This window comes from Candidatus Glassbacteria bacterium (assembly GCA_019456185.1).
In the GTDB taxonomy this organism is placed as follows: Bacteria; Gemmatimonadota; Glassbacteria; order GWA2-58-10; family GWA2-58-10; genus JAJRTS01.
In genome coordinates, this window is sequence record VRUH01000007.1 from 1 (window position 1) to 26,318 (window position 26,318).

Sequence of the window (26,318 nt, forward strand, 5' to 3'; positions counted from 1 at the left end):
GCCCTGTCAACCGCGTAGCCCTTGGCGATCCCGCCCACGTCGAGCGCACCCATGCCGGCGGGGACCACGGCCGAGGAGCTGTCGGGTGTCAATGCTATCCGTCCGGCCGACATCAGGCTGTCCGCCAGCACCGTCAATGCCGATGAGTCCGGGAGATCGCGCTGAACTTTTTCGTCGCCGAAACCCCAGATATCAATCAACGGCCCGAGCGCCGGATCGAAACTCCCGTCCGAGGAATTCCGCACGGCTATCGCCGCGGCCAGCACCCTGGCCGCATCGAAACTGAGCGCCACCGTACCGCCGCCGTCTGCTGCCCGGCGGTTGAGCCGGCTGATTTCGCTTTCCGGGTCATGGGGATCGAAAAGCGCGTGCAGGCGGCGCGCCTCGTCAATGACTGCGGATGCGGCGCGCTCGGCCAGTTCCCTGTCGGCGCCCCGGATCTTGATATTCAGCACCGTGCCCATCACGAAACTGTCGTGAACGTAGGATCCGGCCTGCCTGGCTGAACCCAGTCCACCCAACGACCTGATTCCCACGGCCGCGAGCACGACCGCCAGCACCAGGCCCAGACGCAGTGTCCATCTACCTGTCGCGTTCAACAATGAGGTCCACCAGGACTTTCAGACGGGAGGCGCGTTCGAGGTCGAGGTGCTCAACAAGATCGGCGGCCTCGCCGGCCAGCTCAACCGCCCGGCCCCATGCGTAGTCCAGGCCGCCGCACTCTATCACGATCTCCTGCAGCGCCGAAGCCTCGGAGTCGTCGAGCCTGCCGCCGGTGGTGAAAGCACGCTCGAACTCGGCGCGCTGATTGCCGTCAATGCGGGAGAGAGAATGGATCAGGGGCAGGGTTATTTTTCGTTCGCGCATGTCCAGCCCGGTAGGCTTGCCGCTCTTGAGAGAGAACCAGGGGTAATCCAGCAGGTCGTCGGTGATCTGGAAGATGCAGCCGAACAGCATGCCGAAACTCTCCAGTTCGTCGAGATATTTCCCGCCGGAGGTGATCGCGGCCACGGCGCAGGTGGCGGCGAACAGGCTGCCGGTCTTTTCGCGCACGAACTTGAAATAGTCCTCTTCGCAGGCGGCCAGGTTGCCCTCCAGGGTCATCTGACGCATCTCGCCGCTGGCCAGGGACCGGCAGGCGCCGGTCAGCTTTCTGACCACCTCCAGGCTGCCCAGCGAGGCGATCTCGCTGAAAGCGCGCGCCAGCAGGTAGTCGCCGATAATCACGCTGGTCTTGTGGTTCCACTTGGAGTTCAGCGTCTCCACACCGCGACGGTAGCTGGAACTGTCAATCGTGTCATCGTGCACCAGCGAAGCCGTGTGGATCAGCTCCACCGAGGCTCCCAGGGAAACCAGTACATCCGGCTCCACCCGCTCGCGGTCGGCGGCCATCAGCAGCAGCGTGGGACGGATCATCTTTCCGCTCTTGCTGAACAGGTGGCCCATCACCTCGTTGATCGGTTCAAAATCGCTCTCGAGCAACTGTTCGATTCTCGCGCCGATCAGTCCGAGGTCCTCGCCGTGGACTAACTGGATCTGGGCCAGCGCCTCGACCCATTTTCTGCTGACACTGGTTTCGGGATTCAATCAGTCTCCCGGTTTACGGCCCCGAGTTTCAGTCATGCAAGATGGAAAAGGACAACGTTTGAAGCTAACAAATAGGCGTTTATAAGTCAACAATACTCCGCCATTTGCGGCAACTCCCTTGACTTAAGACCTGCCTGCCGCTAGATTAGGTTTTTCGCCGGCGGCGGCGAAACCTGTTTAAATCCATCGACCAGATTCGAACTTCCGAAACCAACCGGCCGGCTGCCCTTAATGTTCAAACTCGCCCTCTCCAATCTCAGTCAGCGCAAGATGCGCAGCGCGATCAGTATCCTGGCCCTCTCGGTGGGCATCTGCCTGTTCATGGTGCTCTGGGGTCTGGTCAACGGGGTGCTCAACGAGTTTACCGAGCGGATCAGGGGTATCGGCGCGGACATAACCGTGGTGCGCAGCGGGAGCAACCCCCTGCTGTTCGGCTCGGGCGTGCTGCCCTACGAGATGGCCGACGAACTGCGCCGGATCGAGGGCGTGCAGACAGTCAGCCCGGTGATGATCTGGAAAACCCAGATCGGCGGCGCGCCCTACAATGTGTTCGGAATCGAACCGGACAATTTCCAGGACCTCGGCGGCGAGTTGATCTTTACCGACGGGCGGCCGCTGCAGGCTCAGGACGAGATGTTCATCGACAGCCGGATTGCGGCCCAGGAGAGCCTGGGCGTGGGCGACTCGCTGACTCTCGGACAGCCGTTCCGGATCGTGGGAATCGTGCGGCCCGGCGTGGGTACGCGGGTGTTCATGCACTACGGAAAAATGGCCGAGCTGACCAGCCAGCCGGGGCGGGTGAGTCTGTTTTTCGTACGGGCGGAGTCGCCGGAGGCGGTCGATGAGGTCTCGAGAAAAATCCTCGCCGCTTTCGAGGGAGTCGAGACCCAGTTCATGAGCAATATCGCCGCCTCGATGGGTAAGTATCTCAACTCGCTCAACCAGTTTATCGGGGCGATTAACTACACCACGCTGATCATCAGCGCACTGGTAATTCTGCTGTCGATGTACACCACGGTGGTCGAGCGCACCCGCGAGATCGGGATCCTCAAAAGCCTGGGAGCCTCGCGCGCCTATATCCTGATCGCGATCATGACCGAGGCCTTCGTGCTCAGCCTGCTGGGAGCGATACTGGGCATCACGCTGGCCCTGGGCAGCAGCGCGGTGATCGAGTGGAAATTTCAGTTGCTGACAGTGGAGCTTACTGCCGGCCTGGCCCTTCGCAGCATGGCCCTGGGGCTGATAGTCGGCTGTATCGGCGCGCTCTACCCCGCGCTGTGGGCCGCGCGCCAGGACCCGCTGGAGGCCCTGGTTTACGATTGAGCTAATAGAATATTTTTCTTGCGTAGTCTTCCCCCACCGCATTAATACTATTCTTGCATGGCTTAAGAATTTTCTTTCTTATCCGTAGGTTATTGCGAGATAAGCGTTATGGCTCTTGAAATATTACCGACACTATGGAGCTTCCTTAAGGGACTGCTAAATCTTTTTAAGGATAGACAAAGCCGTAAAGAAAAATATGATTTAGAGTTACTTCAGAAGAGATTTGAAGTATATCAAGAAGCATATTCTTATGCAGATAAACTCAAATCTAAAATCCGCGCAGATGAAGAAAAAGATCAAATCGTTACAGAAGCAAAAGAATGGTTTACTAAAAATTGCCTTTATTTAGAACCCGGCTTGAGAAAGGATTTTCAAGGTTTTATACATGAGGTATGGATTTACAGAGAGCGAGTCATTCATTGGAAAAGAATTGGCCGAAGCGAAGGTTTTGAGACAGAAGAAGCAAAAAAACTAAGAAAAGAGATTGAGGATAAATACGAAGAAATTTGCAGTATGCAAATGAAAATCCAAGAGGATATAGATCAATATTATCAAAACATATAGTGTTGTGTCACAGAAGCAGGTTCATCTTTATCGTAGGGGCGGTCCCATGTGTCCGCCCGCCTTTTCTAAATTTAAAGCTATTTGACTTTCTTTTTCACTACCCACCGCAACGGATTATTCTCGATATACTCCCGCACTTCAGAGATGTTGCTCAACTTCCGAATAACGTGGTCGTAGTAGGATCGCTGCCAAAGATGTTTGTTAAAATGGTCCCACTTTCCTAGCTTGATCCCTCTGATAAATTCATTGGTCGACATTGTTTTGAACCACTTAACAATATCCGGCAGCGTAGCATCTATCGATGTAAATTGGTTCTTTGCCAACTTCTCTTCCGGGCGGACACACGGGTCCGCCCCTACACGCTTTGGTTGATTATTTGACTCCAGTATCTTGATAATGCCATGCAGGTGATTTGGCATTAAGATGTATGTGTCCAGTTGAATAGTCGGGAATTTATCCGGTATTTTCAGCCACCATCGCTTAACCATTTCTCCGGCTTCATTAAGCAGTATTTTCCCGCCTGCTATCTCACCAAAAAAATTGCAGCTTTGATGCGTACATAAAGTGACAAAATATGCGCCGGGAGAGGCATAATTATACTCGGGCAGACGAATAGATTTCCGTCTCTTTTCAAATGAATCCGATTCGGACATCATATCTTTCCCAAGTAGATATTTATCCGAAGACACCTGTAGGGGCGGACCCACGTGTCCGCCCAGGGTTTGGATTGTAAATCCCTTTGGATATTAGGCGTTACCACGATTATTTCAATAACCTATCAGCGAGAGCACCAGCCGCTCGATCATGCTCAGCACGAAAAAGGCCACTATCGGGCTGAAATCCATCCCGCCCAGGGGCGGGATCAGCGCGCGGAACGGCTGGAGGAACGGTTCGGTAACCCGCACCAGCAGCCGCACCCAGGGCTGGCGGTGATCGACATGGAACCAGGAAATGATAATCCTGGCCAGCAGCAGGTAGCCGTAGAAGGTGAGCAGCTTGTCCAGCAGGTTGTAAAGCATCATCATGCCCCGTTTTTTAAGGAATACATTGACAGTTCAAGTTTTATCGCATTCTGCCGATAAAGATATACGCGGGAGAAAAAAATTTCAATCTCCCGCACGTTACGGGCACGGATGCCCGGTTATGGTAATCATCACGGAGGATGAGATGCCGCTGTTGAAGTACTTCCGCTCGCTGCGCGGTAAATCCCGCCGCCGCACTTCTCCCGGCAAATCAGCTACAGGCGTTATGACCGACTGCGCCGATCCCGGAGATGCGCGTGACGACCTCCTGGCGGCCCAGAGCTTCTATGCCGAGCAGGAGACCACCCGTTCCCTGGGCAGAAAAAAAGAGCGCCGGGGCCTCAAAAAGCATATCTCGGGCATCTTCACGATCTGACCCTGTCCGCCGCTCACTTTCCCCGTCGCAGCCTGGGGTCGAGCACGTCGCGAAGGCCGTCGCCGAGCATGTTGAACCCCAACACGGTCAGCAGGATCGCCATGCCCGGGAAGATGCAGACCCACGGCCTGGTGGTCAGGAAGAACTGGCCCTCGGTGATCATCGCACCCCAGCTCGGCAGGGGGGGCTGTGCTCCCAGCCCGAGAAAGGAGAGCCAGGCCTCGGTGAGGATATTCGAGGCCACGCCCAGGGTGAGAGCCACCAGCAGCGTGCCCAGGGTGTTGGGCAGCACGTGACGCAGCACCACGCCCAGCGGTCCCACTCCCACGCTGCGCGCCGCGGTCACGTAGTCCCGCTCCTTGACCGCCATCACCTCGGCGCGCACCAGCCGGGCGATATTGGCCCAGCCCACCAGACCCAGCACGATAAAGATCTTGCCGATTGTCGGGTCCTCGAACACCGCCATCACGGCCAGCGCAAGCAGCGCGGTGGGAAACGCCAGCACGATATCGGTGATCCGCATCAGCACCTCGTCCAGCCAGCCGCCGGCGAACCCCGCCACCGCCCCGACAGTTGTGCCCACCAGCCCGGAAATCAGCACGGCCAGCACGCCGATTGCAAGAGATATCCGTCCGCCATGCAGGACCCTCGATAAAAGATCGCGGCCAAGGGAATCGGTGCCGAACGGGTGGGCCGCCGAGGGCGGAGTCATCACTGCGTCCATGTCCACGCTGTAGGGGTCGTATGGCGAGAACAGGTCGGCTCCCAGCGCGCCTAAGATCAACGTGATTATCAGCGCCAGGCCGATGCGGAAAGTCCAGCTGCGCACAGTAAGCCGGCCCATCATCCACCCCCCGCGCCGCGGTAGCCCGGCAGGCGCACCCTGGGATCGATCCAGGCGTAGAGCAGGTCGATTACCAGATTGGCCGCCACGAACACGAACGCCAGAAAAATCACCCCGCCCTCGACCACCGGCAGGTCGCGCACCAGGATCGCGTCATAAATCGCCCGCCCGATCCCCGGCCAGGCGAATACTGTCTCGATGGCCACCGCCCCGCCCAGTAGTCCCGCCAGATTCGTCCCGATCACGGTCACCAGCGGAATCGCCGCATTGCGCAAGGCATGGCGCAGCACCACCCGGTGGCCGGGCAGACCCCGGCTGCGGGCGGCCAGGATATAGTCGGTGCCCATTACTTCGAGAAAGCTGCTGCGGGTGATCCGGGCGAAATAGCCGGTGCTGATCGCACTCAGGCTGAGTGCGGGCAGGATCAGGTGGCGGACGCCGCCATCGCCGTAGCCGCTAACGGGCAGCCAGCCGAGCCAGACACTGAACACGACGATCAACATCAGGCCCAGCCAGAACACGGGCGTACTTATTCCCAGCAGAGTGAGCACCATCACGCCCCAGTCCAGCGAGCGTCCGTGGTAAAGCGCGGCCAGCACTCCGGCGGTAACGCCGAAGAGCAGGGCGATCAGGATCGTGGCCAGGGCGAGCTTGAGCGTGGCGGGAAAGCGCTCGAAAATGACCTCGCTCACGGGGCGGCGCTGACGGTAGCTGTAGCCCAGGTCGCCGGTGGCGACCCCGGCCAGAAACATCCCGTAGCGTACGTACAGCGGCTCGTTCAAGCCCATCCGCTCGCGGATCGTCTCGATAGTCTGCTCATCAACGTTCTGGCCGGCCATCAGCCGCGCCGGGTCGCCCGGCACCAGATACATCAGCGCGAACACCAGCGTGGCGATCCCCCACAGCACGGGAATCAGCGACAGCAGACGTCTGAGGACAAAGGCGAGCATAGCTACTCCGAAACCTGCTTAAGATACAGCCGCTCCAGCGGCACGGCCCAGATTCCCAGCGACGGAAACACGGCCCCACCCCACTCCGGGCGCAGCAGGGCCACCTGCCCCGGGTGATAGAGAAAAATCCAGGGAGCTTCCTCGCCGATTATGCTCTCCACCCGGCGGTAAAGCTCAGCGCGACAGTCCAGATCCACCACTCGAGCTGCCTGCTCAAGAAGACTGTCTACTTCCGGGTCGGCGAACCGGGAGTAGTTGCCGGCATCGCCCCAGTTTGACGAGTGGAACAGGGTGTGGAGGAAATTGTGCGCATCGGGAAAATCCCCGACCCAGCTTCCGCGGAAAATCCCGGCCTCCCCCGCGCGAACAGCGGCCAGGAACGCGGCCCATTCCAGGCTCTTGAGCCGGATATCCACGCCGAGCTCGCCCAGGCAGGCCTGGATGAACACGGCCACCCGCCGGTCCACCGGATCGTTGTTGTAGAGCAGGGTCAGCTCCGGCAGGCCCTCCCCGCCCGGATAACCGGATTCGGCCAGCAGGCTGCGGGCGCGCTCGGGGTCGTAGGGGTAGCCGTCCAGGCCGGGATTGTGCCCCGGCAGTCCCGGCGGGACAGCTCCGGCGGAGACCACGTCGACTCCCTCGCCAAGCACTTCCACGATAGCTTTCTTGTTGATCGCGAAATTGAACGCCTGGCGCAGGGTACGGTTACCCCTGAACGGCTCGCGGGTGAGGTTGAAGCCCAAGTAGCGCACCGAGAGTCCGGGCCAGACATGGAGCTGTTCCGGCGTGCGCTTACGCACCAGCCCGACATGGCCGGGCGGGAGCTGGTCGAGCAGGTCCAGCTCGCCGGCGCGGTATTTCTCGTAGGCCACGCTGATATTGGGCGCCACCTCGAACTCCACCCGCTCCACGGCCCGGCCGGCCGCAGGAGGCGAAGCATGTCCGGCGCGCTCCAGCACGATCCGGCTGTCGTGCTGCCAGCTGACGAAACGGAACGGCCCGGAACCGACCGGCTCCTGGCCAAAGTTGTCCGCGCCCAGCCGCTCCACTTCCTCGCGCGGAACGATACTGGCCGCGGTCATGGTCAATTGCACCAGAAACGGCGCATAGGGTTCTGCCAGACGGATCACCACCGCGCTGTCGCCCTCGGCGCTCAGCCCCTCAACGCTGTCCGCGCGTCCCTCGCGGAAATCAGCAGCCCCGGCAACCGGGGTCAGAATCCAGGGCCGCGGGCTGGCGTTGGCCGGGTCAAGCAGGCGGTGGAACGAATAGACCACATCAGCGGCCGCCACCCTGCGTCCGTTGTGAAAGCGGGCGCCGGGACGGAGCACGAACCGGAACGAGAGGCCGTCGGCTGAAACCTCCCAGCGCTCCGCCAGCGCGCCGGTCAGTCCGGCGGTGGACGGGTCCAGGCGCAGCAGGGGATCGAACAGGTTGTTGACCACACTCTGGCTCACCAAGTCCGCGCTGTGGATCGGGTCCAGGCTGGGCGGGTCGCCGGGAATCCGGAAGCGGAAAGTGAGCGTACCCTCGCCGTGCTGCCCGCGCCGATCACCGCCGGAGCATGCCGCCAGCAGCGCTAAGGACAGTATCAACCAGCAGGCAACTGTGAAAACCGAATAATGCCCACGGGCCCTGATTACCCGCGTATCCAGATAATTGGTCATGCCGGGAATATAGTCCGCCGGTCCCGGCCGTGTCCAGAGGGGAAGGTTTCAAAAGAACCAGGAGGCACAACCGGCAGCATCACTTACTTATCAGCTCCCGGCAGTTTCCAGCGCTCCGGATCGTCCTTGACAAAATAGCCGGAGCGCACGATCCGGCCGCTTTCGGCCAGGACGTAGTCGGTGGTGTCGTGGCGGACGAAATGCGGATTGCCAAGCAGGTTGACCCCCACCACGGAGCTGTCGGAGGGACCGGTATAGACCAGCAGGTAACGGCTGTCGTTGCGCGGGTTGGGGACAGTGAATACCAGCCGCCAGTCCTGTCCGAAAGCAGTCAGATCGCCGATCCGGGCGGTGTCGGCGCTGAACTCGAACGGGAATGTCCCGGCCAGCCGGCGGGTCACCCGGTTACTCTCCACCGGGCCGTAAAGCAGCAGCGAGTAGTCGCGGATAAGGCCTGAATCGACCTCGCGGTCGGGGTAGACCAGAATGTCCCGGTCCAGACTCCTGCCCAGCAGGTCGGCGACCTTGTGGGCGTAATCACGCAGGGCGGCGGTGCTTTCGCCATCGGTGCCGTAGACGATCAGCAGGCCCGAGGGATCGCGGAGAAAGACATCATCGATCGGCCCCGTCAGCGGCCTGTCGCCGCGGTTGGTAAACTTGAGGACCAGCACACAGGCCAGGATCGCGATCAGGCCGAACTTGACCGACCTGTTGCCGCCAAATATGCCGCGCGATACGGGGAACACGGGCTTCCCGCCCCTGCGTCCGATACGATCAGGCTGTCCCGGGGAACGATAGCTCACAGGGCGCTCAGACCAATCCCTGCGACGAGAGGTTGCGGGCCAACTCCTGCAGGTAGGAATTGACCTGCTCGGGGTCGTCCAGACCCAGAATTCCGATCACCGCGCGGCCTGACTGGACAGCCACCACCTTGCCGTAGTACGAATCCTGCGCGGTAAACAGCGGGGACTCCATCCCCTCCGGCTCCTCGACATTCCGGCCGTATTTCTCCATGAATTCCTTGTAGACCCGGTAGCTGCGGGCAGCTTGTTCGAGGTTGTCGTGGAGGATGAAAAACAGCTTGAACTCGCTGCCGCCGGACTCGTAATCAGCGATAAAACCGTTCTTCAATTCGCTGTGCCCCAGGACGTCCTGGGCCAGATAGCGCTGAGTACCAGCCTGCAGGCCGTTCTCGGGGAATGCGGCGAGCTGGGACGGATTGCCCGCGGGCGCATCGAGGCGTGCGCTGACGGCGCCGGCGAGCACTTCCAGCAAATCGCCCTTGCCGGTCTGGAACGCGGTGACTTTTACGTAGTAGGGTCCCTGCCAGAAATGCAGGGCATTGTCGGTGAGATAGCCCTCGGCGCCGACATCCACGCGCGGTGCCAAGCTGTTACGCTCGGCCGAATAGATCCCGAATCCGCAGAGCTGGTCGGCCATCCGGTAGATATCCACCACCGCCTGCAGGGAGCCATCCGAGGTTTCGCAGTCGGCGGTGATGACGGCCTCGAATTTGTAGACCAGATAGCCCTCGGCGCCGCCGTTGATATACTCCCACAGGTTGTCCGGAACGAATATCCGGGGGTCTCCGCTTAGCGCCCAGCCTTCCACCTCGCCCTGAACCGGCAGCAGCGCGGTCATCTCGCCGGCCAGCCGGCTGCTGTCGCCCGCCGGCTCCGAGGCTTTTTCAGCGGCTGCCTGGCGCTCTTGTTCCGATCCGGAGCAGCCGGCAGAGATAAGCACAACAGCAGCCAGGAGAAACACCAACAGGGGTTGAACAACTGAGTGACTGCGCGACATCGCCCGATGCTCCTTCAAAGTTAACTGTACCGGCGGATAAGCCTGTCTCCTTCATAATATAATCAACTTTCAGGCTCACCACCACCTGCGATCGCGGATATACTCGTCGAATTCGCCGCGGTTGCGCAGATTGTGGCCGAAAAAGTGCATCACCAGGCCCTCGTACTCGTAAATCCAGATCTGGTTCAGGCGGCTGCCGTAAATCTCGGTGGGAGGACCGAGGAGAATATAGACCTCGCCCATATTGGTCTCCCAGCCTTCTTTCTTCTCGGTGGTAAAGTGTTTGTTGGCGTAGTCGATCCGCTCGAAATACTGGACGCGCAGTTCATTGACCGCCGTGGCCGGCACGGGATCGATTTTGGTCCAGAACTCCTCGAGCGCTTTGGCCTGCTCGTCCTCGGCGATCGCCTCCAAGCGCTCCATCTCGTTTTCCCGTACCAGGTAGCGAAGGTACTTGATCTCGTTCTTGTAATTTTTGGTCACCCAGTCGGCGCTGCGGACGATTTTGAATTTGAACGAGGTGGCGCGGGCCAGGCTGGTGTTGTTGGAATCCCGTAACTGGACGTCCAGCTCGTAGGTGCCCAGTCCCATCGTACCCGTCGGGATTTCGATCATCTTGCGCTGGCGGATCAAACCGTCCTCCAGCGGCACGTCGACCCGCGGGAAGAGCATCAGCGCTTTCACCACCTCGGCGGTAAGCTGCCAGTCTTCGGGCAGCGAGGAGCTGTCGGCGTAGATCTCGACCAGCAGCCAGATCGGTTTACCGCTGGGGATCTTCAGGCTGCCCTCGTTCGGAATCTCGCCTTCCGGCGGCATCGGCGGTCTCCGGCCCTGTTCCAGTCCCTCGGGAGCCGCGTAGAACAACGGAGTGCTGAGCTTGGGCAGGTCAGCGTTAAAATCGGGCACCTGGACGCTCACGCGGCCGTTGCCGTAGGTGCTGGCCTGCACGTCCTTGACCTCAACGAACCCTTCGTATTTGCCCGGCACCGCGCGGATGGTGATAGTCAACGGGTCGAAATGCTCGGCCAGGCTGGTTTCATCGTAGCTGGGAACGTGCACTTTCTTGTCCCATAAGCCCTTGAGGATATTGCGGGTCTCGGTCTCGCGCATGTTCAGGAACGTTTCGTAATGGGCCTCGTAGTACCTTTCGCCACGGTAAAACAGCAAGTGCTCGTTCTCCACGGTCAGGGTGACCAGGCAGAGGGTACTGTCCCGGCCGTCCTTGTAAAAACTCATTCTGAACCCGAACGGGACGTCATTTTCGAACGAGTGCAGGTCCTGGGCCAGGGTGATTTCCGGCTCCGGCAGCGTAACCGCCAGCGCTGCAAACAGCACTCCGGCGGTGATAATCCTCAACGATAATTTCGACATGCCGTTCACTTTCTCCCCTCCCAGATCCTGCCGGCCGATAATGTCAATCCCGGACAAAAAACCGGGAATTCCGGCGGAAAGACCTGCCCTGCTGGTTGAGGTCTTCAATATTGATTGAAAGCTCGTAGAGACCGTTCTCGTTGTCACTGATGTCGATAGCCAGGTCTTCGGTCACCAGATCGCTTTCCAGCGGCGCCTTCTCCTTCTCCATCGTCAGGATCACTTTCTCCTTGCCGGGACTCGCGCCCAACAGCTTCCGGAAACCGTCATATATTTTACCAAACACGTTGCGGTCGCGTTCCAGTAAAGACATCGAATAGGTGATCCGGTAATTGCACCTGCCGTTGGAATCGGGAACCAGGTTGTAGATCTCCTGGTAGACGTACATTTTCTGCGACGGGTGGAACGTGCGCGAGGGCTCCGGCTGGACCTCCAGCCCGTGGCGCAGGAATTTGCCGGAATCCGCCGGCGAGGCGAAAATCTGCCGGGCGGCGATTATCTGGCTGGCCTGCAGTGAATCCTCCCGGTAGCTGTCCACCGTCAAGTCGCCGTTGAACGTCCCGACCGAGCCGCCGTTGAGGATTTTGATGAAATAATGGTAATCCCCGGGTTCCAGCTCGATCCGGACCAGACCCACAATCTGGCGGTCCATCAGATCCCGCGGGTTGATCGAGGTTGTATGGCGGTCGAGCTGCTCGTGCCATTTCACCTGCTCCCAGGCCTGGTTGTAAATCGCCAGCTGGCTTTTGACCTCGAACTGGAAGCCCTCGCCAGTGTTGTTGGACGTAATCGCCCGCCCGGGCACGCCGGAATAGAACTCAACCGTACTTTTGCCATTTTCCCGGCCGCGAAATTCCACGAAATCGTACGAGCTTTCCAGCCTGTCGGTATAGGGATAGAGGACGCTTTCGCTGGACAGGGCTTTTTTCAGGGAAGTGATATTCTGGTCGTATTCATCGAGATGGGTGAACGGATCGTAGGGATTACGCGAGAGGCGGGCGTATATTCCGTTGCCGATTTCCATCCGCGAACTGTACAGCTCGGTCATCCACTGGAGCCTGTGCGACTCCTCGGGCGCCGTATGGCTGACCCCTCCCAGCACGCCGCGAAAGTTCATAACCGCGGCCGTAAGCGAGGTAACCAGCTGGTAGTCGTAACTGCCCTTGAGCGCCACGAAATTGATAATCATGTCGCCGTCGTCGCGATAGTACACCCAGGTCACGTTGGGATGAAGGCCCTCGCCCATATGCTTGACCGACCGGTTGGGAGCCCCGTGGCGGATATGAATCACCCCGCGGTCATCGTAGCCCAGCGCCTCCTCCGGCACATAGCCCATCGAGGGATGAATGGAGGGACTGCGGCTGATAAACGGTACGCGGAACAGCGAATCGGCGGCCTGAAGGCGGCCATAGTGCTGGACAATCCTCACGCCGGGGGTAAGTCCGAGTTCGTGGTCTCGTTTGAGCCAGAAAGAACGGAAAAACTCCTCTGCCCGCTCCGGGCCGATATTCTTGTAAGTGTCATGCTCTTCCCTGCCGGCCAGCATGACCAGGTCGTGAAAAAAAGGCTGCATCTGCTCCCGGGTTTTGATATCCGAGACGCCCTGCCAGTAATAGCGGAGTCCCTCGGCATATTTGGACCTGTAAAAATTTATCCGCGCCAGCTCCAGTTCCACCAGCGGATCGCCCTCGGCGACCTGGTGTTCCACGGCCTCGCGCAGAATCCGCTCGGCATTGACCAGATCTCCGCTGGCTTTGTGCAGTACGGCCAGCTTGAGGATGATGTCCCGCTTCAGGCCCCCAAGCTCGTAAGCCCGCCGCATGTGATCCAGCGCCAGGCCGGTATCGCTCTGGTCGAAACGGCGCATATAGGCGCTGCCGAGCCAGTAATGGGCCACCCACCATTCCGGGGCCAGCTCGACCGCGGTCTTTAGATGCCCTATCGCGCGGGAGATGTTGTCGTGGTGGAACAGGCGCTCCAAGGCCTGGAAGATGATAATCCGGCTGTCCCTGCTGATCAACTGGCTGCGGCCCAGCCCCACATGTACGCGGGAGTCGTCGGGTGCAATCTCCCTCGCCTGCTTAAAGGTGTGGCCGGCCAGTTCGCTGTCATCGTTCAGCAGCTGCTGCTCGCCGAGGCGGATCAGGGTGGTGAGCCTGGTGCGGACCGTGTCCTGGGGGATAGTCCGGTCGGGAATCATCTCAGCGGCGTTATCACCGGCGGCGGCAGCGGAAGGTCCGGCGGCTGCGATCAGCCACAAGAGCAGTACGGCCGTCGGGGAGGATAATTTTTGCATAATCTATATCCACCACCCGTCAACTGACGGGTTCAGATGTGATCCGGTCTGTTGCACAGCTTTATACATTGCCTGTCACCCAAAGGTTCCGGTGCTTTGATATTTGCCGCGAAATACCTTAAAACGCAGCCGTGCACTATATTTATAACAGTCCATCAGCCATTTTTCCACTCTCATTTTCTGCCTGAAGCCCAAAAAAAGGCGCCCCGCCCGGGCCGCCCATCAACGCTCTCACATGTTTTCAACCGCTCATCTCAAACTTCGCCCCCGCCGTAGACATCCAGCAGCAGCTGATTTTCCTGACTGCGGGACTCGCCGATCGAGGTGCAGTAAATTCCCGGCTTGTCGACCAGCGGGCAGGCATACTCGCAGATTCCGCAGCCGATACACAGGTGCGGGTCCACTTTGGGCTGCTTGATCACCTTGGAAACTCCCTCGCGGTCTGTTACCTCCACTTCCTCGAAATAGATCGCCTTCTTGGGCGTCGGGCAGACTTCCTCGCAGACGATGCAGCTGCGCCCGAGCGAGTATGGGAGACAGCGGTTCATGTCGAAAATCGCCAGGCCGATAACCGTCCGGTGCTTCTGCTCGGTGGTCAGTAGCTCGATAGCGCCCGTGGGACAGACCTGACCGCAGAGGGTGCAGTTGAACTCGCAGTAGCCGAGCTGCATTTTCAGGTACGGGGACCAGAACCCCTCCAGGCCGGCCTCCATCAGGGTGGGATGGATCGCGTTCTTGATGCAGACTTTCATGCACTCTCCGCACTTGATACAGCGCTTGAGGAACTCCTCCTCGGCCACCGCGCCCGGCGGACGGATCAGGACGGGATTGAACTTCCTGCCCTCGCGTCCGCTCCCCACCCGCGCTGACGGCGGCGGCTTGCGCGGATCGATCCGGAACAGGGCCAGCGCGCCCACAGCCGCGGCCGCCGAGGCCAGCACAGCCCGTTTACCGATATCCACCGAGGCTTCTCCGCGGGCGGGCAGGCCCAGACCCAGGCTGATCGAATCGTGGGGGCAGGCCTCCACGCAGTTCCAACAGGTCAGGCACTCGCTGCGCATCCAGCTTTCTGTGCTGTGCGGCTCGCAGGCTCCCTCGCAGTTGCGCTTGCAGAGCATGCAGTTGGTGCAGGTCTGTTTGTCCACTTTCAGCTTGAGCAGGCTGAACCGGCCCAGCAGTCCCAGCAGGGCGCCCAGCGGACAGAGGTAGCGGCACCAGAATCTGCGGCGGAGTTGGTTCAGCACCGCAATCGCCACGAACAGCAGACCGATAAACAGGCCCTGGTAGAAATAGGGCTGCTCGAAAGACAGCACGTGGCTGCGCAGGAACAGGAACACAGGCTCGACAATCGCGCTCAGCCAGGGCCGGTCCAACACCAGCAGCGGGTAGAACAGCGCCCGCGTGAGAAAATTGAACACCGGGTTAACCGCCAGGCTGAACGAGCGGATCAGCACGGAGAACGGGTCGAGGAAGCCGACAATCTGCAAGCCCAGGATTGATGCGATCAGCAAAAAGATAACGGCCACGTATTTCCAGCTCTGGCGGCGGTCGTAGCGGTTGCGGCGGACATTTTCGGCCGTCTTGAGCCGGTTGTGGCTCAGGACGTGGTTCAGCGTGCCCATCGGGCAGACCCAGGCGCAGAAAAAGCGGCCGAACGCCACGGTAACCGCCACGGTCAGCAGGCTCCAGAGCATCATCGCGGGCAGGCTGTGAGCGGCGAAAAAAGCGGCCGCGGCCACCAGGGGATCGAAATCGAAGAAAATCTTGACCGGGTAACTGATCTGGTCGGTGCCCTTGTACTCGGTCATCACCAGCAGGAAGAGGAACAGAACGAAAAACAGAACCTGGCTGACCCTGCGCGCGTTCCGCATCAGATCTCGACCTCCGAGGTCCGGACGGCGTTCAGATCGAGAGTGCCCAGGCCCATCCGGCTGCCGATTTCAAGATAGCCGATCGCGGCGGGATCGATCCCGAAAAAGCCCGCGGCGCGGGCATCGGCGGCCACCGGGTCTACTGAGGCGATCACCGTGTCCAGCTGCTTGACATCGCCCAGGCTGCCGCCCGAGGGTCCGTTGGCGGTCAGAATCCGCACGGCGTCGATCACGGTCAGGGCCGGGGCGAAAAAGCGGGTCATCTCGGCAATCGAGAGGTGGACATCCTGGTGGAGCTGGTTGCGCCGTCCGCCCATCAGCCCGTAGAAGTTCTTCATCCCCAGCGTCAGGCGGCTCAACGAGTGGTGCTTGGCGATCGGGACGTTGATAATCCGGTCCACCTCCAGCGCCTCGCGGTAAACCGGCCACTCCTTGATCAACTCGCCGCCCACATTCACTCGCCGGAAATTGTAGTCCTCCAGGAACGGCACCTCCGCGCCGACTTCCTCGGCCGCGGCTTTGATCCCGCTGCGCACGTAACAGCGCCTAGGGTCGTTGATCGTGTTGTCCAGCACGGTCACTTTGGCCGCGCCGGCATCCAGGCACATGGCGCACAGCTCGGCGACAACCTCGGGATTTGTCGTGGCCGCCTGGGCCGGGACCCTGTCCCAGCCGATATTGGGCTTGATCATCACCTTGTCGCCCCGGCTGACAAACACGCCCATCCCGCCGAGTTCCTCCACCGCCCGCCGGGTAATCGCGCGGGCGTCCGCACCCTTGACCACCGACATTTCAGCCCCGACCACGTTAACCGGCCTGGGGCTGCGTCCGCCGGCGGCGGCAACTGACCCGCCCGAGCCCTCGCCTCCCCCACAGGCCCCCAGAGCGGCCGCGGCAGCCGAGCCACCCAGGAGTTTGAGAAAGCTTTTTCTATTCAGAGACATAGTTAGGTCCTCCTGAGACCTTAAACGTCTTAATCGTGCCGATGGTACACTTTTGCCGATAACTGCCGGTGAGCCTGTTAATTCTTGCTGCCCGAGCCCGTGGACATGCCGCCGCCGGGGGGATTACCCGTCCCGTGCGGTGATGCCGACCGCTCCGGCTTGACCGCACTGTGGGGATTGCTTTTCCCCGTGTCGTGCAGCGCACCGGCCTGATCGAACAGGGCGGTAATCTGGGTTGTCCGCAGGATTACCACGTCCATTCTGTCCAGATGAGTGTAGACTATCCGCTTGTCGGTGATCTTGGCGGTCGCGCTGTCGGCGGCGGCCAGATCGGCCTTGTCACGGTAAAAGGCGGTCACCGAAGAGAAAACAGCCTCGGCGAGGGTGGAATCCGGGTACTGGACCACCAGGAAACTGGCCGGGTTGCTGTTTTCGCGCATCCGGTAGGCACCAAACGCGCCGGGAATGCTGTCGCTGATGGTAAACACGTTCTCGTCACCGACAAAGCGTAGTGAATTCAGCCCCAGCGGACCCTCGAGATAGGTCTCCGTATGCGGGATCAATCCGCGGCGCGGCAGCAGGGACAGGATATCGGGCCAATCATCCGGCTCATCGGCCAGTTCAAGCTCGATTCGCGAGGCGATCTCATCGAGAGCCGCGGCGGTAACCTGATCGCGGTCCGCAGCCTGAACATCGACAAAATATTCTCCCGCACAGAACAGGACCCGGTAGTCTCCGCGAGCGCCGATAGTGCCTTTCGAGACCGGGCGGTGCGAAATCTTCCGGTTGACACTGAAGATCCCGTACGCGGCTTCGGAGTCTTCCATGCGGTAGATCTTGGCCACGATCGAAACGCCGCTGCCGGATGCGTACTCTTTGACCGCGGTTTCCTCGCAGCCGAACTCCATGAAGATATCCGCGCCGCCGTTAATGAGATCATAGAGTTCGCGGCCGCTGTAGACTTGGGCTTGACTGCCGGCAACCGTGCCCTCCGGCAGTTCGCTCAACGGGAACAGGGCCGTCAACTCGCTCGGCCCATCAGAGCCCGCTTGCTTAGCTCCGCCACAGGCAATCAGCGCAGTAATAACCGCAGCCAGCAGCAAGCGGGTGATCCCGTTTAGAGAATTCTGACTCATCCAGACCTCCAGCCGGGCATCGGTCTTCCCGGCAGTAGCTGATAACCTGCTCAGTTAAAGGTTGGAATTTACCGGATCATAACCGAATTGTCAATTGCGGGCGGTCATCCCTGACAGCCCTCAAAAAAGCGTATCGTGGCCAGCAGGCATTCACGCTGATCCGGTTCCGGCCGGTAACCCAGCGATTTGAGGCGCGAGATGTCGGCGTAGCTGGTATGGATATCGCCCGAACGGGGACCGGCATGGATCAGCTTGCTCGAGGAGCCGGTGAGGTCGATAATCTGCCGGGCGATATCGTTGATCGTGATATGTTCGCCGCGGGCGACGTTGCACACCGGACCACCTTTTTCCGAAGCCAGTACGCAGGCGGAAACGACGTCTTTGACATAGACGAAATCGCGTACCTGGGTACCGTCGCCGTACACCGTGATATCCTCGCCACGCAAGGCCCTGTGAATGAAAATCGGAATAGCGGCGGCATACTGGCTCCGGGGGTCCTGGCGCGGCCCGAAGACGTTGAAAAACCTGAGCGGTCCCGCCCCCACGCCCCACTCGTCCTCGAAAATCTTCAGGTAATACTCGCCATCGAGCTTGGTCACAGCGTAAGGACTCTTGGGTTCGGGCAGCATATCCTCGCGTTTGGGCACCACCGGGTTATCGCCATAGACCGCCGCGCTGGAGGTGAATACCACGCGTTCCACTCCGTGTTCACGGGCGGCTTCGAGGACATTGAGCGTACCCTGTGTATTGATCTCCACGCACTCCGCCGGCTTTCCCAGACTTTCCGGCACACTGATCATCGCCGCCAGGTGAAACACCCGGTCCACGCCCTCGAACAGCGGAAACAGTCTCTCCCTGTCCGTAATCGTCACCTCGTGGAACTGATGGTTCAGGCCATCCAGGTTGCTCCGGTAACCGGTACGAAGGTTGTCGACAACTACTACCTCGTGGCCGGCATGAAAATGCTCGACAACGTGACTGCCGATAAAACCGGCTCCGCCGGTAACCAGAATGCGCATCAGCAAGTGCTCCGGGACAATGAAAAACTTACGGACCGTCCTGAATTCCAACCGGCTGTTAATTTGCCACCCTCCCGCTGATAAATCAAGCGCATACGGTGGGCGCAAGCCGTTTCAAAACATCCACGTCATTGACAAAATTTGGCAGTTCCGCTAACTTTCGGACTCTTTCCCGGTTATACCAGAACCGATTACCCGGATAATAATTAAGCGTTTGATCTCATCATAAAGTTTGTCTGCAAGGAGGACCGGTGGCTAATACATTTTCGACTACGCCGAAAACAGTTCCCGAGGTGTCCACTGCCAACCGCACGATTAAAACCCGGATTCCGGTACCTGAATCTCTGCCTGTTATCGATAAACTGCGCAAGTACGAGCCGATCTCGATGTCCGGCCAGCCGCTGGTGCTGTGGAACAAGGGTGAGGGCGCAACTGTCTGCGACTCGTGGGGCAACCGCTGGATCGACTGGTCGAGCGGAGTGCTGATCACCAACGCGGGCCACAACAACCCCCGAATCCGTCAGGCGATTATCGACCAGGCCGAGTCGGGGCTGCTGACCAGCTACTGTTTTCCCAACAACCCCAGGGCGCGCCTTGCCGAACTGCTGGTGGAGATTACGCCGAAAGAACTGACCAAGGCGTTTATCCTCACCACCGGCAGCGAAACTGTGGAATGCTGCCTTAAGCTGATGCGCACCAACGGCCTGCGCAAACACGGCAAAGACAAGATAACGATTGTCAGCTTCACTAACGCGTTTCACGGCCGCACCCTGGGAGCCCAGCAGCTCGGCGGGATCCCCAAGCTGAAAGACTGGATCGTCAACACCGATCCCAATATCGTACAGGTAGCGTTCCCCGACGGGTTCCGTAACCCGGACACCAGTTTCGCGGGGTTCGAGAAAGCCCTGGCCGAACAAGGGGTCACACCGGAGTCGGTGGCCGGCGTGATCCTGGAAACTTACCAGGGCGGCGGCGCCAGTTTCGCTCCTGTCGAGTATATCATGGCCCTGCGTGAGTGGTGCGACAAGCATGGAGCGCTGCTCACGTTCGATGATGTCCAGGCAGGGTTCGGACGCTGCGGCAAGATGTTCGGCTTCGAGCACTACGGAGTCATCCCCGACCTGACATGTTTCGGCAAGGGTATCAGCAGCAGCCTGCCGGTTAGCGCCGTGCTGGGCCGCGAGGAAGTGATGAACCTCTACGGTCCGAACGAAATGACCAGCACACATACGGGCAACCCCGTCTGCGCGATGGCCGCGGTGGCCAATATCGGATCGATTATCGATGACAAGCTGGTCGAGAACGCCGCCGCCATGGGCCAGGTGCTGCTCGACGCTCTGGCGGGTCTGATGACCAAGTACGACTCGGTGATCGGCGCAGTACACGGCAAAGGCCTGGTGGCCGGGGTTCATGTAGTCAAGCCGGGTGGGATCGAGCCGGATGCCGACCTGGCCTGGCACGTGGTCAACAGCTGCGTGGAAAAGGGCCTGCTGATGTTCGCGCCGGTTGGTTTCGGCGGCGGCACCGTGAAAATCTGCCCGCCGCTGGTGATCAACCGCGATCAGGTGGAGGAAGGCCTGGCCGTGCTGGACGAGGCTTTCGAGGAAAATCTCTAGGCCACGGTATTATAAAAAACAAACTATAAAAGGCCGCGCCGGGATCGACCCGGTGCGGCCTTTTGCTTCGCATCCTGCGGTGAAGCGGGTAATGCATGCGGGCCGGCACGTTCATTGCCAGGAGCCGCCGATGGGACAGTGGGGCCGGGCGGACGGCGGGAAGCAATGAACGTGCCGGCCCGCGTCCTTACGGTTTTTCTCTTCTCAAGCTTTTCCGCTTTTGGCTTTGCTTTTGCTTTTGCCTCTCTCCTCATAGCCCCTAGAAATCACGGTTCTGTTAGCAATATTAGTTGCTGGCCCGACGGACGTCGGGAACGCGGATCGCCGGGTTGGCCAGCAGGTAGGTGCTGAACACGAACTCGAACCGTCCGTTGGTCAGCGTGATCAGGCTCAGGTTGGCGCGCCAGCAGTGAAGGTCGCGGTTGAGGATAAACCGCTGCCCCTGCAGGCCGCGGGCGTTGAAATTGAAACTGCTGCTGTAGACCAGGTGCCACTTGGCGGTCGGGTTGAACGTGAACGACCAGCGGATACTCTGGTTGTTCCGTGCTGCGGACCGGGATCGGCTGAGGTTGTGGCTGATATTCACGCTCCACGGCATCGCCCGGCTGAAAGCCAGGTCGCGTTGAGTTTCGTAGTCGCTCATCCGCGGGTTGAACGCGCTGCCGGCGGTGCCTGGATAGCGCATGCTCTCGCGGTATGCCTCCTCTTCCAGCTCCGCAGGCGATTGCTGCCGGCCTTCGCCCTTGTAAGTCCCTCTCAACGTGATAGTCGTGCTCAGGCTGCGCATGAACGGATCGAACCGTTCCCGCTGCCCCGGTTCAACCAGGTCGTGGTTCATCAGCAGCTGGACGTTTAGGAACGAGGTAGGACTGGAGGTAATCGAAGTCGAAAGATTCCCCCAGCCCAGAGTGTCACGCTTGGCCGCGCGGGTAAAATCGTAGTTCAGGCTGTTTCGCACTCTCACAAGCTGGCCGTTGCGCGAGGGCCGCTCGTCATCGTTCGCCGCGGCGCTGTCGGTTCTGGAATCCGTATCGGTGAAGTACTTGTAGTCGATATCATTGGAGATCGACAGGCTCAGCCGGCTGACCTTGCCCCGGGTTCTGAGCTCGGTCAGGTCGGGCTGGAAATTATAGGTCAAGGTGGGCCGGATCGTGTGGCGCCAGCGGTAAATCGGACCCAGCCGCGGACCATCGAAAAAACCGTAGATCTGGGTGGACATCGACGAGGAGAAATTCAGGGTCTGTTCGTGATCGAACCGCTCGCCGTCAGCGCGAAAATTGTCGTGGGAAAGGCGGGTACTGTAACGCAGGCTCGGATTAACCTTGAGCCAGCCGTAAAGTGTCTGCGGAGAATCGAGTTCGAACCGGCTGTTGGAGTTGTGGACAGAGCGGGTGGAATCGTTGCTCTCGGTGGTCCGGTTGTGGCTGTAGCTTGTCGAGGCGCCCCAGGTGATATTGTACAGCCAGCCGCTGGAGACCAGGCCGTGACGGCGCGGGACGGTCCGGGACATGTAGGGAAACAGGCCGCGCTTGTTCAGGCTCAGGCTGGCCGAGGGGAGGTTCGTCACGGTGCGGTCGCTGCTCAGGAATTTCTCGTGACGCGCGCTGGTGGTGAATGATCCCCAGGACGGTCGCCAGTAGTAACTGGCCGTGGAGCGCACGCTCTGGCGAAGGAGGTCCTGCTGGTCGAATCCCGTGCGCTGCAGGAGGTCCCGGCTGGAGGTGTAGTTGACCTCGGCATTGAACCTGCTGCTTTCGCTGAGAGTCTGGTTGTGACGGCCGAAGATGCTGAAATCCGTGGAATTGTTTATTTTGTCGTTAATCCGACGGATGTCGAAATTCCCGTCGTAGCTGTATCGCTTGCGGTAGCGTGTCCGGCCGCGGAACGTAGTCTGGCTGCTGGTGCGGATATCAACCGCGCCCAGAAAATCGACGTAATCGCTGGGCGCCCAGAAATAGCCCAGGTTACCGAAAGTACGGCCTGTGATCCTGTCGTAGGCGATACTGTTGACGCCGATCCTGGGCTGGAGGATTCCCGACTTCCGGTTGCCCCGCGTGACCGGGAAAAAGACGAACGGCAGGGCGAACACCGGCACCTTGCCCACCTTGAGCACCACCGGCGAGGCGAATACCCGCTTGTCGCGGATTACCTTGATCCGCCTGCTTTCAAAATGGAAGTGCTTGGACTGCTCCAGGTCACAGGAAGAGAACACGTTGCCCCGGCCGAAAACACTATCCGCTCCCACCTTGGCCATCCGGCTGCTGTGCAGCTCCCACTCGGCAAACTGCGTACTTCCCTCGGAAATAACCCCGTGGTTGTGGTCAAGGTTGTAGCGCACCCGGCCGCCCTCAAGCTCGTCGGTACCATCGGAGAGCCGCGTCTTGCCGCTGACAAAGATATCGCCTGTGGAGCGGTTGTAGGCAATCAGCGAGTCGCTGGCCACTTCCTGCTGCTGGCTGGACACATCGGCCTGGCCCTGCAGCACCATCACGTTGCGCTGCATGAAAAACACGATCCGGTTCCCGGCATAACGAACCGAGCTAACGCGGCCCATGCCTTTCTCGATCAGCGCCTGCATAATACTGTCTGGTTCGGGGATCCTGAGAGAATCTGCTCCGGCTGAGGTGTCCGCGCTGGTTGAATCGGAACTCGAAGAATCCCGGCTGGCAGGGGCTGATGTTGTATCAACTGATAATCGAACGGCTTCCGGCCGCTGCGCCCACGCGCGAGGCTGCCAGCAGCAAACCAATACGGCGGCCAGCAGTGCGAGCGGCAACACACTGCCCGGGCGGGCCGGATGGGGGAAAAACAACGGATCAGCCTGCCCGCTCGCCCTTCTGCTTTTTGCGGGCCACGACATAGGCAATCCAGACGCTCAGCTCGTAGAGAAACGCCATCGGCACGGCCACCAGGACCATACTGCCCGGGTCCGGAGGAGTCACTACCATCGAGAGGAGAAAAATACCGACAATCGCATGCCTGCGCTTGGCGCGCAGAAACTGGGGTGAAATAATCCCCAGCCGGGCCAGCAGCATAATCGCGATCGGCAGTTCGAAGACGAACCCGGTGGCCATGATCATTTTCAGAGCCATGTCCAGGTAGCTGCTGGCCGTGAGCATGAACTCGGTGGAGGCGAACTGGAACTTGCTGAAAAACGCCATCCCCAGCGGCAGGGTGATATAAAAGGCCATCACCGCGCCGAGGACGAACATGAAAATCGAGGCGAACAGGAGCGGGAATACCAGTCTGCGCTCCTTTTTCAGCAGGGCGGGTGCGAGAAAGGCCCAGAGCTGGTAAAGAATGACAGGCGAGGCCACAATCAGTCCGAACCCGAACGAGAGCTTAAGCGCGATCATGAACCCTTCGGTGGGCCTGATAATCATCAGCTTCCCGTCGCGAAGGTACGGGGCTACGGGTTTGACCAGGATCTGCAGGATATCGTACCTGCTGTTGAGGTAGAAGCCGATACAGATGCCGATAAAGAGGGTGGCCAGGCTCCAGAGGATGCGCATGCGCAACTCCTCCAGATGGTCAAGGAAAGGCATCTCGCTCTTGCGGTTGAGGTCGTCTTCATCTTCCTCCTGGCTGTCATCGTAAACCACCGGCGGTGGCGGCGGAGGGGATTCGACCGGAACCAGCTTTTTAGTTTCTTCGTCCATCGCACCCTGCAAAACATTGTTGCGGAGCCGGCAAGTGTCTGCCGGCGGATTGAATAAATCACGTCGGCGAAATATACGAATTTCAGGGGGTTACGGTCAAGGTTTACTGCGCATGGCATTGCCGGCGGAACCGGGAAACTCCTTGCACACGGGGCTTAAGCTGTTAACTTGTGTGCCGTGAGAAAATTTGCCAACTTGAGTACGGATACGAAGATGACCGGACAGGACAGCCGGGAATTCGAGAAAATCACCACTGTCGAGCAGCTTGTCGCGCTGGTGGATTTCCTGCGCAGCGAACAGGGCTGCCCCTGGGACCGCAGGCAGACCAGCGAATCGCTCAAACCCTACCTGCTGGAGGAGCTCTACGAACTGCTGGATGCGATCGAGCAAGGGGACGAGGCCAAGCTTAACGACGAGCTGGGCGACGTGCTGCTGCATCTCTGCTTCCAGGTCTCGCTGGCGCGGGAGGCCGGGAATTTCGGGATGGAGGACGTGGTGGCGGGAATCCGGGACAAGATGATCCGCCGTCACCCGCACGTATTCGGTGAAGAGCAGTTCGCCAGCCGCGAGGACCAGCTTTTCGCCTGGGAACAGATCAAGCACCGCGAAAAACAGAACGGCGCTGAGGACGAGCAAAATAAATCCGTACTGGACGGCCTGCCGCGCTCACTGCCCGCCCTGCTGCGCGCTTTCCGGATCCAGGGCCGGGTGAGCAAGTTTCAATTCGACTGGGACGGACCGGAGGAGCTGTTCGGTAAGCTGGATGAGGAGATCGCCGAACTCAAAGAGGCGATGGCGGCCGGAGACCAGGCGGCGGTGGAAGAGGAACTCGGCGATCTGCTGTTCACCGCGGTCAACCTGGGCCGGCTGCTGAACCTCCATCCCCACGAGGCGCTGGAGAGGACCAACGAGAAGTTTATCCGGCGGTTCAAGGCGATGGAGGGTCTGCTGGTCCAGAGGGGCCTCAGGCTCGGGGAACTGAATCTGGAGCAGCTCGACAAATTCTGGGAGCAAGTGAAAGACACGGAGCGAGGCGGGGAACTCAACGCTTGAACAGCAGCCTACGGACCGCATCGAAAAAGTAACGGTTGTCCTGGACTCCATCGTAGGAGAAAAAACAAATCCCGCCGGCGTTCAGCGGCACTATTTTCCGGGCCCGCTCCATAATCCCGCTCACCGGAACATCCCACGCACGCAAGCCCGCCCAGACATGCCCGGCTCCAATTTCCCTGCATGCGGCTTCGATCTGGGCATGCACCAATTCCGGATCGGTACTGTAGGCCATCGGCAACACCATCCGTACGTAACCCTCGCGCACCCAGCTTGGCCAGTCCTGTCCGAAAACGGTATACGCGTCTTCGATATCCGGTTTCACCGCCGCGCTCAGCACGGTGCCGGGACGCTGTGACTCAACCACGGTTTTCACCCGCGCAACTATCCCGCTCACATACCCGGCTCTTACCGCCCGCCACTGATCCATCAGTTCCTCGAAGCGCTCCTTCCCGTATTTCTTCTTTACCGTATCAGGCTGTCTGACCAGCTTCAACGGATCGATTCCGGCGGTTGAGTGGAACCCCCGGCGCGCCTCCGGACCGTAATCCACCGAACTCATCGGATAACGGATATAATCGAGGTGGACGCCGTCGAGCGGGTAGCGGGAAACCATGTCGCGGATAAAGTCCTCGAGGTAGGCGCGAACCCCCGGATCGGCCGGCGAGAGGAAAGCTCCGGCGATATTGTGTTTGTTAAGCCGTGCCGGGGAGTAATCGGCAAGCGAACGGCTGTCGCTGTCGTACATCATCCAGTCAGGATGGCGGTTGTAGGCGTGCGAGGGGTCCGCGGGAGGCGAGGGCGCGCTCCAGACCAGCAGCGTATTGACCCAGGCGTGGACCCTGATACCGCGGGCGTGGGCTTTTTCGAGCACGTAGGCCAGCGGATCGAACCCCGTGGCCAGCAGGCCGCGGATCGGCTCTGACTGCGGATACACGCGGGACGGGAACCAGGCGTCTCCCCTGCCGCAGACCTGGACGAACAGGTTGTCGAAACCGGCGTCAGCGGCGCGCTGAACCATCCTGTCGATACTCTCGGCCGAAAGCAGGCTGTAGCGCACAACCCACATCGCCCTGGCCTGGCCATCGGCGGCCGCAAGGCCCAGCTGGGCGAATGTGAAAGATGCCGCCAGCAGAGTCATGGAAACGGCGCGTTGAATACTCACGCAAGCTCCGATGCGGGGAAAAAACTAAAAAGCGGGAGAGGGAATACTATCCCTCTCC

23 protein-coding genes are annotated in these 26,318 nt (G+C 59.9%); 5 read left to right on the top strand and 18 right to left on the bottom strand.

The features are described 5' to 3' along the window. On the bottom strand, nt 1-599 hold a 599-nt coding region (locus tag FVQ81_04025), incomplete at its 3' end, for a hypothetical protein (protein MBW7995740.1). After that, nucleotides 583-1,587: a polyprenyl synthetase family protein gene (locus FVQ81_04030; protein ID MBW7995741.1), complete on the bottom strand. Its 1,005-nt coding sequence runs from the start codon at nt 1,585-1,587 to the stop codon at nt 583-585. The genes FVQ81_04030 and FVQ81_04025, both read right to left, overlap by 17 nt. A 231-nt stretch (nt 1,588-1,818) precedes the next feature. Between FVQ81_04030 and FVQ81_04035 the strand changes: the two genes are divergently transcribed. Together FVQ81_04035 and FVQ81_04040 are read left to right on the top strand one after the other, a co-directional pair. Continuing rightward, nucleotides 1,819-2,910 (top strand): ABC transporter permease, encoded by a 1,092-nt coding sequence (locus tag FVQ81_04035; GenBank protein MBW7995742.1) that lies wholly within the window; start codon nt 1,819-1,821, stop codon nt 2,908-2,910. Between the two features lie 108 nt (nt 2,911-3,018). Further along, nucleotides 3,019-3,474 carry a hypothetical protein gene (locus FVQ81_04040; protein MBW7995743.1) on the top strand — a complete coding sequence of 152 codons (456 nt, stop codon included), beginning with the start codon at nt 3,019-3,021 and terminating at the stop codon, nt 3,472-3,474. 77 nt (nt 3,475-3,551) lie between these two features. On the opposite strand, the gene FVQ81_04045 is transcribed toward FVQ81_04040, so the two are convergent. Together FVQ81_04045 and FVQ81_04050 are read right to left on the bottom strand one after the other, a co-directional pair. Next, nucleotides 3,552-4,163, bottom strand: a complete 612-nt coding sequence (locus FVQ81_04045; protein MBW7995744.1) for a hypothetical protein — start codon at nt 4,161-4,163, stop codon at nt 3,552-3,554. Between the two features lie 78 nt (nt 4,164-4,241). Next, a complete protein-coding gene (locus FVQ81_04050; protein ID MBW7995745.1) occupies nt 4,242-4,499 on the bottom strand; it encodes a YggT family protein in 258 nt (85 codons plus the stop codon). A gap of 118 nt (nt 4,500-4,617) precedes the next feature. On the opposite strand from FVQ81_04050, the gene FVQ81_04055 reads away from it, so the two are divergent. Beyond that, nucleotides 4,618-4,872, top strand: coding sequence for a hypothetical protein (locus FVQ81_04055; protein MBW7995746.1), 255 nt, complete (start codon nt 4,618-4,620; stop codon nt 4,870-4,872). 13 nt (nt 4,873-4,885) lie between these two features. On the opposite strand, the gene FVQ81_04060 is transcribed toward FVQ81_04055, so the two are convergent. From FVQ81_04060 to FVQ81_04110, 11 genes are all read right to left on the bottom strand, one after another. Beyond that, on the bottom strand, nt 4,886-5,716 hold the full coding sequence (locus tag FVQ81_04060; protein ID MBW7995747.1) for an ABC transporter permease: 831 nt from the start codon (nt 5,714-5,716) through the stop codon (nt 4,886-4,888). Next, the gene (locus tag FVQ81_04065; protein MBW7995748.1) at nt 5,716-6,666 is read right to left on the bottom strand and encodes an ABC transporter permease; all 951 of its coding nucleotides are present in this window, start codon (nt 6,664-6,666) and stop codon (nt 5,716-5,718) included. The genes FVQ81_04060 and FVQ81_04065 overlap by 1 nt, the downstream gene beginning before the upstream one ends. Before the next feature lie 2 nt (nt 6,667-6,668). After that, nucleotides 6,669-8,333 (bottom strand): ABC transporter substrate-binding protein, encoded by a 1,665-nt coding sequence (locus FVQ81_04070; GenBank protein ID MBW7995749.1) that lies wholly within the window; start codon nt 8,331-8,333, stop codon nt 6,669-6,671. An 83-nt stretch (nt 8,334-8,416) separates the two neighbouring features. Then, nucleotides 8,417-9,079, bottom strand: coding sequence for a hypothetical protein (locus FVQ81_04075; protein MBW7995750.1), 663 nt, complete (start codon nt 9,077-9,079; stop codon nt 8,417-8,419). A gap of 64 nt (nt 9,080-9,143) precedes the next feature. Next, complete coding sequence (locus FVQ81_04080) at nt 9,144-10,133, bottom strand: hypothetical protein (GenBank protein MBW7995751.1); 990 nt, start codon at nt 10,131-10,133, stop codon at nt 9,144-9,146. Between the two features lie 75 nt (nt 10,134-10,208). Then, complete coding sequence (locus tag FVQ81_04085; GenBank protein MBW7995752.1) at nt 10,209-11,561, bottom strand: GWxTD domain-containing protein; 1,353 nt, start codon at nt 11,559-11,561, stop codon at nt 10,209-10,211. Beyond that, on the bottom strand, nt 11,548-13,800 hold the full coding sequence (locus FVQ81_04090) for a hypothetical protein (protein ID MBW7995753.1): 2,253 nt from the start codon (nt 13,798-13,800) through the stop codon (nt 11,548-11,550). The genes FVQ81_04085 and FVQ81_04090 overlap by 14 nt, the downstream gene beginning before the upstream one ends. 254 nt (nt 13,801-14,054) lie before the next feature. Next, nucleotides 14,055-15,671, bottom strand: coding sequence for a 4Fe-4S binding protein (locus FVQ81_04095; protein MBW7995754.1), 1,617 nt, complete (start codon nt 15,669-15,671; stop codon nt 14,055-14,057). After that, the gene (locus FVQ81_04100; protein ID MBW7995755.1) at nt 15,671-16,615 is read right to left on the bottom strand and encodes a DUF362 domain-containing protein; all 945 of its coding nucleotides are present in this window, start codon (nt 16,613-16,615) and stop codon (nt 15,671-15,673) included. The genes FVQ81_04095 and FVQ81_04100 overlap by 1 nt, the downstream gene beginning before the upstream one ends. 77 nt (nt 16,616-16,692) lie before the next feature. Then, nucleotides 16,693-17,751 (bottom strand): hypothetical protein, encoded by a 1,059-nt coding sequence (locus FVQ81_04105; GenBank protein ID MBW7995756.1) that lies wholly within the window; start codon nt 17,749-17,751, stop codon nt 16,693-16,695. Between the two features lie 104 nt (nt 17,752-17,855). Further along, nucleotides 17,856-18,770: an NAD-dependent epimerase/dehydratase family protein gene (locus tag FVQ81_04110; GenBank protein ID MBW7995757.1), complete on the bottom strand. Its 915-nt coding sequence runs from the start codon at nt 18,768-18,770 to the stop codon at nt 17,856-17,858. A 251-nt stretch (nt 18,771-19,021) separates the two neighbouring features. Here FVQ81_04110 and FVQ81_04115 point away from each other — a divergent pair, with 251 nt between their 5' ends. Next, complete coding sequence (locus tag FVQ81_04115; GenBank protein ID MBW7995758.1) at nt 19,022-20,386, top strand: aspartate aminotransferase family protein; 1,365 nt, start codon at nt 19,022-19,024, stop codon at nt 20,384-20,386. Nucleotides 20,387-20,672: 286 nt separating this feature from the next. Here FVQ81_04115 and FVQ81_04120 read toward each other — a convergent pair whose 3' ends face one another. Together FVQ81_04120 and tatC are read right to left on the bottom strand one after the other, a co-directional pair. Continuing rightward, a complete protein-coding gene (locus FVQ81_04120) occupies nt 20,673-22,964 on the bottom strand; it encodes an LPS-assembly protein LptD (GenBank protein MBW7995759.1) in 2,292 nt (763 codons plus the stop codon). Between the two features lie 238 nt (nt 22,965-23,202). Next, nucleotides 23,203-24,045 carry a twin-arginine translocase subunit TatC gene (tatC, locus tag FVQ81_04125; protein ID MBW7995760.1) on the bottom strand — a complete coding sequence of 281 codons (843 nt, stop codon included), beginning with the start codon at nt 24,043-24,045 and terminating at the stop codon, nt 23,203-23,205. 213 nt (nt 24,046-24,258) lie between these two features. Here tatC and mazG point away from each other — a divergent pair, with 213 nt between their 5' ends. Further along, complete coding sequence (mazG, locus tag FVQ81_04130) at nt 24,259-25,098, top strand: nucleoside triphosphate pyrophosphohydrolase (protein ID MBW7995761.1); 840 nt, start codon at nt 24,259-24,261, stop codon at nt 25,096-25,098. On the opposite strand, the gene FVQ81_04135 is transcribed toward mazG, so the two are convergent. Continuing rightward, nucleotides 25,088-26,260, bottom strand: a complete 1,173-nt coding sequence (locus tag FVQ81_04135; GenBank protein ID MBW7995762.1) for a family 10 glycosylhydrolase — start codon at nt 26,258-26,260, stop codon at nt 25,088-25,090. The two genes, mazG and FVQ81_04135, sit on opposite strands and share 11 nt — an antisense overlap. Between the last annotated feature and the right edge of the window lie 58 nt (nt 26,261-26,318).